At 49.2% G+C, this 12196-nt stretch carries 10 protein-coding genes; 5 read left to right on the top strand and 5 right to left on the bottom strand.

Annotated elements, in window-relative coordinates; all coding sequences use genetic code 11:
• Positions 1 to 14 precede the first annotated feature (14 nt).
• Positions 15 to 1292 (top strand): dihydroorotase, encoded by a 1278-nt coding sequence (locus tag M0R47_RS11255; protein ID WP_292554559.1) that lies wholly within the window; start codon positions 15 to 17, stop codon positions 1290 to 1292.
• Between the two features lie 140 nt (positions 1293 to 1432).
• Positions 1433 to 2320: an acetylglutamate kinase gene (gene argB / locus M0R47_RS11250; RefSeq protein ID WP_292554549.1), complete on the top strand. Its 888-nt coding sequence runs from the start codon at positions 1433 to 1435 to the stop codon at positions 2318 to 2320.
• A 656-nt stretch (positions 2321 to 2976) separates the two neighbouring features.
• Here argB and M0R47_RS11245 read toward each other — a convergent pair.
• From M0R47_RS11245 to proC, 4 genes are all read right to left on the bottom strand, one after another.
• On the bottom strand, positions 2977 to 3969 hold the full coding sequence (locus M0R47_RS11245; protein ID WP_292554546.1) for a DUF4124 domain-containing protein: 993 nt from the start codon (positions 3967 to 3969) through the stop codon (positions 2977 to 2979).
• Between the two features lie 74 nt (positions 3970 to 4043).
• On the bottom strand, positions 4044 to 4346 hold the full coding sequence (locus tag M0R47_RS11240) for a DUF167 family protein (protein ID WP_292554543.1): 303 nt from the start codon (positions 4344 to 4346) through the stop codon (positions 4044 to 4046).
• Entirely contained in the window at positions 4343 to 4918 is a 576-nt protein-coding gene (locus M0R47_RS11235) for a YggT family protein (protein WP_292554540.1), read from the bottom strand. Before M0R47_RS11235 ends, M0R47_RS11240 begins: the two co-directional genes overlap by 4 nt.
• Positions 4918 to 5745: a pyrroline-5-carboxylate reductase gene (gene proC, locus M0R47_RS11230; protein ID WP_292554537.1), complete on the bottom strand. Its 828-nt coding sequence runs from the start codon at positions 5743 to 5745 to the stop codon at positions 4918 to 4920. Before proC ends, M0R47_RS11235 begins: the two co-directional genes overlap by 1 nt.
• Before the next feature lie 268 nt (positions 5746 to 6013).
• Here proC and M0R47_RS11225 point away from each other — a divergent pair, with 268 nt between their 5' ends.
• Positions 6014 to 7003 (top strand): spore photoproduct lyase family protein, encoded by a 990-nt coding sequence (locus M0R47_RS11225; RefSeq protein WP_292554534.1) that lies wholly within the window; start codon positions 6014 to 6016, stop codon positions 7001 to 7003.
• Between the two features lie 172 nt (positions 7004 to 7175).
• Positions 7176 to 7892, top strand: coding sequence for an SDR family oxidoreductase (locus M0R47_RS11220; RefSeq protein ID WP_292554531.1), 717 nt, complete (start codon positions 7176 to 7178; stop codon positions 7890 to 7892).
• A 94-nt stretch (positions 7893 to 7986) separates the two neighbouring features.
• Here the strand turns inward: M0R47_RS11220 and M0R47_RS11215 are convergent, their stop codons facing one another.
• On the bottom strand, positions 7987 to 9483 hold the full coding sequence (locus M0R47_RS11215) for an FAD-dependent oxidoreductase (protein WP_292554528.1): 1497 nt from the start codon (positions 9481 to 9483) through the stop codon (positions 7987 to 7989).
• A gap of 564 nt (positions 9484 to 10047) precedes the next feature.
• On the opposite strand from M0R47_RS11215, the gene M0R47_RS11210 reads away from it, so the two are divergent.
• The gene (locus tag M0R47_RS11210) at positions 10048 to 12195 is read left to right on the top strand and encodes an N-6 DNA methylase (protein ID WP_292554525.1); all 2148 of its coding nucleotides are present in this window, start codon (positions 10048 to 10050) and stop codon (positions 12193 to 12195) included.
• Position 12196 lies beyond the last annotated feature (1 nt).

The following is a 12196-nucleotide window of genomic DNA, read 5'->3' as shown; positions in this document are numbered from 1 at the left end:
AAAGGAGCGATGCAATGAGCCGGATACGCATAGACCACGGCAGAGTCATTGACCCGGCCAACAACGTAGACCGAGTCGGTTCCGTTTATATCGAAGGCGGCAAGATCGTTTCAGTGACTGACGAACCGCCCGGATTCAAGCCGGATACCGTCATCAATGCCGAAAATCAAGTCGTCTGCCCCGGTTTTATCGATTTAAGCACCCGCTTGCGGGATATGGGGCACAGCCGCAAAGCAACATTTAAAAGCGAAGTAATTGCCGCTGCTGCCGCAGGTATCACTACCCTGTGCCTGCAACCGGATACCGCACCGGTTATCGATACGCCCGCCGTTGCCGAACTGATCAAGGATCTGGCGGAAAAAGCCGATTATCCGCAAATCTACGCGGTGGGTGCACTCACCCAGAAACTGGAAGGCATGGAACTGAGTTCCATGCTGTCGCTTAAACAGGCCGGATGCATCGCCGTCGGTAATGCCAATCAGCCGGTGAAAAATCTGTTGATATTAAGACGGGCTATGGAATATGCGGCCAGTCATGACTTATTGATGATGTTCCGCCCCAATGATTTCTGGCTGAGCAATAACGGTTGCGCTCATGAAGGCGTCGTCGCCACTCGCTACGGCTTGCCCAGCACGCCGGAAGCGGCCGAAACCATAGCCCTGGCGCAATGCCTGGAACTGGCCGAGCTGACCGGCTGCCGGGTGCATTTTGGCCAGTTAAGCTGCAAGCGTTCGGTGATTAAGATACATCAGGCCAAAAAATACGGCTTGAAGGTCAGCGCCGATGTCGCGATTCATCAGCTGCATTTGACTGAAGATGACATGACGCCTTTTGACAGTGCCTACCATGTCATGCCGCCGTTGCGCACCGAAGCCGATAAACAGTATTTAAGAAAAGGCTTGTCCGCCAGCACCCTGAACAGCATCTGTTCCGATCATCAGCCGCATGACCTGGATGCCAAATTGGGCGCGTTTCCTGAGACGGAACCAGGGATGTCATCGATGGAAACCCTGTTGCCGCTAATGCTCAGACTGGTCACGGAAGACGTCATCACATTGGAGCAGGGCATTGCTTGCTTAAGCGCAAATCCGGCGCGAGTTCTGCGTTTAAAGAGCGGCGCATTAACGACGGGCTTTTCAGCCGATATCTGTATTTTCGACCCGGAACTCGACTGGCAGGTGAATTCGGAAAACTGGAAAAGCCAGGGCGTTAACACGCCGTTTTGGGGACAAACCCTGAAAGGGCGGGTAACCCATACCTTGCAGGCTGGGAAAGTTATTCATCGGTTATAAAATTCAGCGCCACCTCTTATTACAACTAAGCGATAACAATCTTTTATTCACCACGAAGGCACGAAGGACACGAAGATATAACTTCGTGTCCTTCGTGGTGATAATCTTTTGATTTTTTAAAATAACGGAAAGACCGCAACATGATGCAAAAAAGAACAGCTCACCAGATCGCCGATGTGCTGATTGAGGCTCTGCCCTATATCCAGCGCTTTAAAGGCAAAACCATTGTGGTTAAATTCGGCGGCAACGCCATGGTCGATGAAGAGCTCAAACACAGTTTCGCACGGGACATCGTGTTGATGAAACTGGTCGGTTTGAATCCGATAGTGGTTCACGGCGGCGGCCCGCAAATCGGCCGGCTGCTGGAGAAGCTCGGCAAAACCACCGGCTTTATCGACGGCATGCGCATCACCGACAGCGAAACCATGGACGTGGTTGAGATGGTGCTGGGCGGACTGGTCAACAAGGAGATTGTCAATTTAATCAACATGCACGGCGGCAAAGCGGTCGGCTTGACCGGCAAGGACGGTAATTTCATCCGCGCCAAAAAACTCCATCTTCCTCCGCGCGACAATCTACCTTCAGAGATCATCGATCTGGGCCATGTCGGTGAAGTGGACAGCATAGACCCGTCGGTGCTCGATATGCTTGGCGGCAGCGATTTTATCCCGGTTATTGCGCCGATCGGAGTCGGCGAGGACGGGCATTCCTACAACATCAATGCCGATCTGGTCGCCGGAAAAATTGCCGAACAGTTGAAAGCCGAGAAGTTGATTTTGCTGACCAACATACCGGGCATACTGGACAAGCAGGGCGAGCTGCTGACCGGCTTATCGATCAAAAAGACCGAGGAGCTTATCGCTGACGGCACCATTTCCGGCGGCATGATCCCCAAAACCCGCTGCGCGACCGATGCGATCAAAGGCGGAGTCACCAGCGTGCATATTATCGACGGTCGTGTCGATCATGCAGTGCTGCTGGAACTGTTTACCGACCAGGGTGTAGGTACTTTGCTGCTTAAGGGGTAGTTGAAAGAGGTTTTCACCACGAAGGCACGAAGAGCACGAAGGAAAAAGCAAAAGTAAAACTTCGTGTTTTTAATGCCTCAGTGAAGCGCATCAATACCACGGTTTACCAGGCGAGCGATGCGCTTCGTTTCGCACCTTAGTGCATCTACGGCTCTGTTTAAATCTATGCGGCTTGGCTTTATTTTCCTGCACACAGAATACATTCACGATATTCGGCGTCTGATCTTTTTTTAAGTGCCCATGATCGAAGATCAGCTACGCTTCGGGCATATACTTTAATATACTGTCTTGTAAATCCTCCCGGCTGCGCGTTCCCTGAGAGTACTTTAATTTTGTCACATGTTGCACGATGAATAACGGTATGACGTGGAGTTAAACTCTTGTTAGATGTGAGGATATAACCTTCTGGATGTGTGTTTACCCAGGCGAGGTATATGTCATCGTCATCAAAAACTAAAGTTTCATCTCTTTCTGTACAAGTCTTAGTCATTTTTATCTCATATATTCATAGCCAATAAGTAAATAGATTACGCATTGCAGACCTTTATTGAGCTTTGGGCGATGTCTGGGAAGTGGTACTCGATGCGAACCCTACATAACTTCGTGCTCTTCGTGTCTTCGTGGTTAAAATTTATACGATGTGAGCCTAACGCTCGTTACTTACCCACCGCAGCCTCAATAAACGGCCTGAACGCCGACCTTATATCGCGCACTTTCTGGCTGTCGCAGAGTTCGGTGCCCAGCGAAGATTCCCGGCAGTGAATATCGAGGAAAAGCTGATGCTTTTTGTTTTCATCGTCCAGTTTTGAAACCGACAAACTCAGGTCGCTGTCGGTTGCGGGCGCGCGGCCCATGATCAGTTTGTCGGTATCGGTATCAATCGGCGTTGTGGCATTGGCTTTGATAAACTCATGTGCGCTTGCCCAAGCCTTGGCGCAAAGCGCATCGGTTTCGCAGGCGTACAGGCCGATCTCACCGGCGGCTTTGGCTTGTGCGGCCGGGTCGGACGCTTTTGATGGGTCTGCGTTTTGTTGAGTTAAAAACTTAAAGCGCTCAATGTTGGCTTCAAACTCGGATTTGGCGCGATTCTTTTTTTCGATCTGTTTATTTATTTCGGCATAAGCGACCTGGATCTGCGCTTCTGTTTGGTTGATTTCGTCCAGCAAGGGTTGCGGAACTTTTTTGCCGTTACGTTCGAGTTCTGCGGCCTTTTTTTGTTGGGATGCCAATTGATCTTCCACGCGCTTTAAATTGCCTTGGGCTACATTGCGCTGGGCATCGAGCGATTGCAAGGTTGCGTAAAGGCTCGCTTCCATGTCTTTGGCATTGCGGAAAGTGCTGAGCAGCACTTTGTCGTTAGCCGCTTGCTGGGCGATGATTTTTTCCTGGGCTTTTTTTAGTGCATTCAACTTGGCGTCAACAGCTTGCTGTTCTTTGGTTTTAGCTTCTTCGGTGACTTCAACAACCCGGCCTTTTTCGTTCAGCGATTCCCGGCGGTATTGGGAATGTTCCGGTGGCACTTGATCGGAAAAAATGGTTTCGCCATTCTCGTTGACCCACTTGTACATCTTTTTGGCTAATGCAGGCTGGCTGCTAAGGCAAAGTAAACAAACTAGAAGAAAACTGGCTGAAAAAGGTCGTGTTTGCATGGCGATATGTGATTCTTTCAAGAAAAATAAATTATAAAGATAGCAAAGATGAAATTTTTCGCCTTGCAACCCGATTACAAGACAATATCAAAATGCACTGCATCCGGCAGGGTCGGAAGCTTTTTGGGCGAACTGATGGCGATACGCTTTTCCCGTCCGGATTCGCCCGAGATGAGCTTGCAGGCCGACTTGCTGACCCCAAACTCATCGGCTATAAATGCAATCAAATGCTGATTGGCTTTGCCGTCGATCGGCGCGGCCTTGATTCGCAGCTTCAAGCGGTCGCCGTGCAATCCCGCCCATTCATCCTTGCTGGCCTTGGGTTGAACATGGAGATTCAGCGTCAAAACCCCACGTTCCCATTGGTACCAGCTCAACCGATCAAACTGGCTAATTGATGCAACGGCGGCAGTAGCACCATTTTTGCCAGTTGCAGCAGCATTAACGCGGCCAAGGGTGACAAGTCTATGCCGCCCAGGTCGGGAATGAATTTGCGGCAGGTGTCGAGCAAAGGCTCGGTCAGGCTGTGCAGGATAGACGATGCGGAATTAAACGTGCCGGGATTGATCCAGCTGAGTATGGCTCTGGCGAATACGGCGTAGATGAAAATATTGATCAGCAACGAAACCAGCTGGGTCAGCGATAAAATAGTCAATGCGCCGATGCTGATAGCGACGCCTTTGAGCAGCAGTATCGAAAAATCGGCCAGCATTTGCAGGGCGAGTACCAGCACCAGCGAAGAAGTATCGATCTTGCCGATAGACGGCACAAAGCGGCGCAGCAGTTTTAACGGCGGATGCGTCGCCTTGACCAGGAATTGGGAGATGGGGTTGTAAAAGTCGGCGCCGCACCATTGCAATAAAAAGCGCAGCATCACCGCCAGAATATACAGTGAAAACAGCGAGTCGATGATAAAAATAGCCGGGTCGGTCATGTAGCTGGAATCCATTATGAATTCTCCATTTGTTTAGACATTTCAATTGAGCGGTCTCGTGCCGCGTGTAAGGCTTTTGAAACCAGCTCGGTAAAACCGCCTTGCTCAAAAGTTTCTATAGCCTGTTGCGTGGTGCCGCCGGGCGAGGTCACGCGCTTGCGCAGCTGTTCCGGCGATTCGGCCGATTCCAGCGCTATCTTGGCAGCGCCCAACGCCGTTTGCTGCACCAGTAAACGCGCGGTTTCCCTGCCCAAGCCCAGTTCCAGGGCGGCTTTTTCCATGGCTTCCATCAGCAGGAAAAAATAGGCGGGGCCGCTGCCGGAAACCGCGGTCACCGCGTCCAGCTCGGCTTCATCGTCAACCCACAGTGCAATGCCGACCGCGCGTAAAATATTTTCCGCCAGATCGCATTGCTCAGCGGACACCTTGGCGTTGGCATGCAGAGCGGTAGCGCCGGTCAACACCAGCGCCGGGGTGTTGGGCATGCAGCGTACGATGGCGGTATCCGTGCCTAGCCAACGGCTTAAACTGTTTTGATTAATGCCGGCGGCGATCGATACCACCAGCGGTTTCTTTTGCTGAACCAGTGCGGCAATGCTTTGCGCCACAGTGTGTAGTGTCTGGGGCTTGACGGCCAAGACCACGACATCGGCGGCATTGACGACGTCCTCATTGCTTAAAGACGTGTTCACGTTGAGCTGTTTTTTCAGATCGGCCAACGTGTCCGGGTTAATATCCGACACCCAAATTTGCTCAGGAGCATGGCCGCTGGCAATCAATCCGCTGATCAGGCTGGACGCCATATTGCCGCCGCCGATAAAACCTATTTTATTTGTTTTCATGGTTGTTGAAGTATTTGTTGAGTTGAAAGTATTTTACCCTATATAGGGTCAGTGTGATAAATCACAAGCCTTTTGAGCGGGCAAGCTGTGCTACATTAGGCCCGCTAAACGATAACCAGACGGTACAAAAAGAAAACCACGAAGAACACAGAGAACACGAAGTTTTCATTGCATTGAACGACAAATATTGTTTTCTTCGTGACCTTCGTGTTCTCTGTGGTAAATAATCTTTACAACTTGATTTAGAATAATACTTTCACAATCTCTTATGATTGAAACCATTTATATAGAAGAAGCCATCCTGCAACACCCGCGTGTTTTGGACATCGTGGCGCGATTCCCGCAAGCCAGGAAAATAACCTGCGGCCGTTACGGCGAAGTGTTTAACCCCAAAGCGCAAAACTTTCGCCTGCAAAAGCAACAGCCCGCCCTGATACTGGCCGAAAAATATAAAAACTTTGCGCTGCCTGCGCCTGCGGGTTACGGCATCGGTGCGGCAAGAAACTACTATTTCTCGCACATGCTTAACTGCCTGTACGATTGCCGGTACTGTTTTTTGCAGGGTATGTACCAGTCGGCCAATTATGTGCTGTTTGTCAATTACGAAGATTTTCAGCAAGACATCCGGCAACTGTGCGATGAGTCACCTGATGAAAACCTGCATTTTTTTTCCGGTTACGATTGCGACAGCCTGGCCTTGGAGCCGGTCACCGGTTTTGCCGAGCAGTTTCTGCCGTTTTTTGCAACGCTGCCCAATGCCTGGCTGGAGCTAAGAACCAAAAGCACCCAGGTCAGAAGTTTGCTAAACCGCGAACCGCTGCCTCGCTGCATCGTGGCGTTCAGCTTGTCGCCTGACCAAATAGCCGCCAAAGTCGAAGCCAAGGCACCGTCGGTCGAGCGGCGTCTGGATGCCTTGGTCAAATTGCAGCAACAGGGCTGGCAAATCGGCCTGCGCTTCGATCCGCTGATTTATCAATCCGGCTACCAACAGCAGTACCGGGAATTGTTTGAGCAGGTTTTTTCCCGTATCAACCTAAACCGGCTGCATTCGGTCAGCCTCGGCGTGTTCAGGTTGCCGGAGAGTTTTTTTAAAAAAGTCCATAAACTTTATCCGGACGAAAAACTCTTCGCCAGTCCCTTAGTCAGTCAGCAGGGCATGATGTCTTACCAGCAGGAACTCGAGCAGGAGATGATGCACTACTGCACCGAACAGCTCTTAACTTATATTCCAGCCGACAAATTTTTTCCATGCACGTAATTTCACTCGAAATGTTGGGAAATAGGCGATTAAAGCTTTTATTCACCACGAAGACACGAAGGACACGAAGTTTTATTTCTTCGTGTCTCGGCAACGCAGGAGCAGTTGCCGAGGAGCAAATATCTGTCTTTGCAGTCGTTCGTGGTGAATATTTTTTAATGAGAAGCAAATTATGAATGCTATTAGACGCACCGTTGTGGTGACCGGAGCCAGCTCAGGCATAGGCCGCGCCATCGCCAGAAACCTGTTGCAACAAGGCCATCATGTCATCGGCATGTCCCGTGATAGCGGCAAGTTTATCCGGCAACTGGATAACTTCAGTCCCGTGCAGCTGGATTTAAGCCGGCTAAGCGATATACCGCAAAAAATCCGCGAGCTGGAGCAAGCCTTTCCAAAAATCGATGCCGTGGTTTTTTGTGCAGGCATGGGCCAGTTTGGCTCGGTGGAAGAGTTTTCCTATGCGCAAATCGAAGACCTGATGACCCTGAACTTTACCAGTCAGGCCTTTTTGGTCAAGGCGCTGCTGCCTGCGTTAAAGCGTAAGAATCACGGTGATCTTATTTTTATCGGCTCCGAAGCGGCATTGAAAGGCAGTCGCAAAGGCGCGATATATTGTGCGGCCAAGTTTGCGGTGCGCGGCTTTACCCAGGCCCTGCGCGAAGAGTGCGGCAAAAGCAACGTGCGAGTTTGCCTGATTAATCCCGGCATGGTCAAAACGGCATTTTTTGAACAGTTGTCTTTTGAGCCGGGCGATGATGACAGCAATTTCATAGAACCGGAAGATGTCGCCGAGGCGGTGTCCTACGTGCTTAATTCACGGGCGCAGATAGTGATCGATGAAATCAACTTGAGCCCTTTGAACAAGGTGGTGAAGTTTAAAAAACCTTGATTGAAAAATGGGCTCAACGTGAAGATGTTACGCACGCACATGATAGAAAAAGCGTGGTCCACGAAAGGCAACATCGGCTATGGATGAATATTCGTTATGTGGTTATTACCGGCAGATCAGCTACTGCCGGGCCTTCGATGACTTGGCCATTGGTTTTAAATCGGCTGCCATGACAAGGGCAATCCCATGATTTTTCTGAAGGGTTCCAATTAACCGTACATTTCAAGTGCGTGCAAACCGCCGAACAAACATGATTGACTCCGTTCTCATCTTTATAGACCGCCAGCTTTTCTCCCTCTTTTTCAATGACCTTTCCTTCACCTGGCGGTACTTCTTCCATTGAATCGGCCTCCGCATCCGAAGGGGCGCCTTTCAAGTATTGGACGAGATTATCGGCGTTCTCTTTGAAGAACTCGGTAAAAGATTTTACAGGCGTGAACCGGCTTAACTTATAAATATCTTGCCATTTGTTTGCCTTGCCGATGATCATGTCACTAACAATCATCGATGCAAGCGTACCGTAAACAAGCCCATCACTAGCAAAGCCGGTCAGGAAATACATAAAGTCGCCATGCTTTCCAATATAAGGGAGATTATCTGCCGGACGGTATTGTTGTCCTGCCCAAACATGAGTAACCGGGCCAATGTTGAAGTGCGATGTTAAATAACTTTCGAGCCTTTGGATATATTCAGAGGTATCGTCTCCGTGCCCGGTCTTGTACTTATCGCCGATCACCAGCACATAGTCTTTGTCTCCGTCTTTAAAACACCTTACCGAACGTTTCGGTTGATTCAGGCTCCAGAAAATTCCCCTCGGCATTTCACCGGATAGCAACTCGGCTGCCACGCCATATTCTCTGTACGGGCCGAGAACAGTGTGCACCCCATAAACACCTTTGGGGGTGTGCGTAGCCATGATCACATGCGCGGCTTTTACCGATCCGTCCTTGGTTTTAACGATGCCTTCGTCTTCATCAAAGTCAATGACCTGGCTGTTCTCATGAATCTCGCAAGTATCTTTTACTATCTCTGCAAGCCCGCGTACGTATTTGAGCGGATGGAATTGTGCCTGCCCTTCAACGGTGAGTGATTTTGCAACTTCAAAAGGAAGCCCCGGATTGCCTCCTATGCTTACCGCGGCTCCCGCTTCTGTTAACGCTTGGAGTTCTTCTTCGATAAATTCTTCAATATCCTTATCAAGGTCTTCAGCAAAAAGATTAAACGAGGTCCTGTAAAAATCGCAGTCAAGATTGTACTTAGTGATGTTTGCCTCAATCAGGTTGATCGCTTCTTTCCGCGAGTGGGCCACGGCTTTCATAACCTCGGGGCCCCATTTATTTTTGATGACTGATAGATATTCGTCGACTGTTATATAAAGGTTCCCGGTTGAATTCCCGGTAGTGCCCAGGCCGATCTGCAACGCTTCCAGCACAATGACCTTTTTGCCCGCCTCGCTTAATAGCATTGCCGAGGTTAGTCCGGTAATGCCACCGCCGATGATCACTACGTCAGCCTCTTTGTGGCCTGTGAGAGAAGAAAATGTGCCGCCTTGTTTAGCGGTGCCTTCCCAAATAGAAATTGTCTTTTCCATATTTAATTCCTAAGGTGATTATTTGCTTTTCGGAAAATAATAACTTAGCACCAGTGGCGGCAAGTGATCCATAAGTAGCAATGCATAAGTATTTTATCCTTATGGCGTAGCGGCATTGGTCTCGCTGGATGCAGACTTTTAACCTGTTGATGAGAGCTCGCCGGATAGGGCAAAACGCTACATTTTTAACACTGAAATTGCGTGCCCCCAAACCGTTACCGCGGCTGTAGTACAGAAAAATAACCGCATTTTTGTTTACAAACATTCAGAGGAACTTGCTTCGGTGAAGAGCAACGCTAATATCGAGAAGAGTTTGTGCCGCATGAGATTCGTCTTACCCTATTGGGCGCTGTAAAATGCGCTGCGAGTTTCAGGAATACATTGTCTATAAAGTACGGTTATGGCATACGCACCAAGATCGATAGTCATGCCGTGCGATAATCTGTATAACTTCACCAAAAAATTATTCCTTTCCTACACCAGCCGGCAATAGGGAGATGGTGAGCGGCTGGTTGAGCATTAAAATTTCAGGAAAAATAGAACCAAGGACAGATAAACCCAATAATGAATAACAATATCCTTCAATACGAATCAAAAATCTGGGCAACTGCCGATCTACTACGTGGTTGCGGCATTAAAGAATCCGAATGGCCGTCATTCATGATGCCGTTCTTTGCTTTAGCAATGATTGAAAGCCGCCTGATCCGCATGTTCGATAAGCTCAAGGCCGACATTGGCGAACAAGCTTTTGCCAATATTGCCAAAGACGATCTTTACAACATGATTAAAGACGAAGGCCAAGGCTATAACATTTTCATTTTCGAAAAGAACCAGTCGTTAACCGACATCTGTAAAAACGACAAATCGTTCGAGATTGATTTTGATGCCTACCTCAAAGGCTTCGATGGCGAGACCAAAGACCTGCTCGGCGTGGATGCTTCCGACGGCGAAAAATTTCTCGACATTAAAGGCGTAATCAACAAGCTCAAAGCCAAAAAAGTCTTGTTGGGCTACACCAAATTATGGGCGGAGATTGACCTTAAACCGTTCAACAACTCCGAAATTACCACACTGGAAGAGCACATCAAACGCAAATGGGCGGACATCTCGGCTGAAACCGCCGGGGAGCAATACACGCCCGACGATGTGATCGCGCTGATTGCCGAAATCATCGCCTCCAAGATTGAAGAATCCGACACCCTGCTCAAAATCTACGATTGCAGCTGCGGCGGCGGCAACCTGTTGTTCGGAGTCGAAGATCGCATTAACCAAAAATTCAAACGCCTGACCCAAACCTTCGGCCAAGACTGGAACGACGCGCTCTACGCGCTCGCCAAAATTGAAAGCCGCTTTCGTCCCGATTCCAAAATCGAGCACGGTAATACCTTAGTAGAAGACAAGTTTTATAACGACGAATTTGATGTAGTCATCGCCAATCCGCCGTATGGCGTCAGCTGGAAAGGCTACGATAAAGACATCATCAACGATAAAACCGGGCGTTTTAAATTCATACCGTCGATTTCTGACGGACAACTGCTGTTTATGCAGCACCTTATTTCCAAGCTCGACAGCGTCGGCATGGGCGTCGTGGTACACAACGGCTCGACGCTGTTTAGCGGCGATGCAGGCTCGAGCGAGAGCAATATCCGCAAATGGATGCTGGACAGCGATGTGGTCGAAGCGGTGATACAACTGCCGACCGATGAATTTTTCAACACCGGCATTTACACCTATTTGTGGGTGTTGAATAAAAACAAGCAGCTGCACCACAAAGACAAAGTGATGCTGATTAACGCCAGCGACAAATTCAAACCCCTGAAAAAGAGCAAAGGCTCCAAGCGCAAGGAAGTCGATGAGGCCAACCGCCTTGAGATCGTCGCCACGCTCACAGCATTCCAGGATAACGATTACGCCAAAGTGTTTGATAAAGAGTTTTTCTACTTCAACAAACAAGCCATCTTGCTCACTAACGTCGATGAGCACGGCAACAGCTTTGCAGCGAAACTAAAAGAAGGCAAAACCAGCGAAAAACTGACGCCTTTAAGTCTGAGTAACGGTGAGCGTGAAATGACTGAATTTGTTATAACCCACGTCGAGAGCGATAACTATCGCAAGGTAGGCGAGCGGCACGGCTACATAAAGGTCTGCGAACAAAATGCCGAGTACGCAAGCCCTTTGATGTCCATCAACGCGGGCACTGCCAATCCTATGTCACTTACCGAATACTTTGAGCAAGACATCAAGCCCTTCATTGCCAGCCTGAATTACAAAGAACAACCGTTGGTTATAACTACCAGCCAAGGGCGATATTATTTTGATGTAAGCCAAGAAACCTTGATTAAGGAAAGCGCCGGAAAAAAAGAAGCCTTGGGTTGCGGCAAAATCGTCGTGAAATCCGCCCTGAAAAAAGCAAGCAAAACCCAAGCCGAGCGCATTGAAATCAGTGTTGAACTTACACCCGATTACCAAAAAGATTACGAGATCATTCCTTTCCATAAAGACCAAGCCATCAATCGAGCGGCCATCGAAGCCTTTATGGCGAAATACATCAGCAAGCCGTTTGAATATCTGGAAAGCGTCGTCGGCGTGGAAATCAACTTCAACAAGATTTTCTACAAGCCGGAAAAGCTGCGCGAAGTGGGCGAGATTCTGGACGAAATCGCCGCGCTGGATAATGAGTTAAAGGCGCTGGAAGCGGGGTTGGTGCTATGAC

This window comes from Methylobacter sp. (assembly GCF_023227905.1).
GTDB lineage: Bacteria > Pseudomonadota > Gammaproteobacteria > Methylococcales > Methylomonadaceae > Methylobacter_A.
The sequence above is the reverse complement of the archived record's forward strand: the minus strand, read 5'-3'. Positions and strand labels throughout refer to the sequence as shown.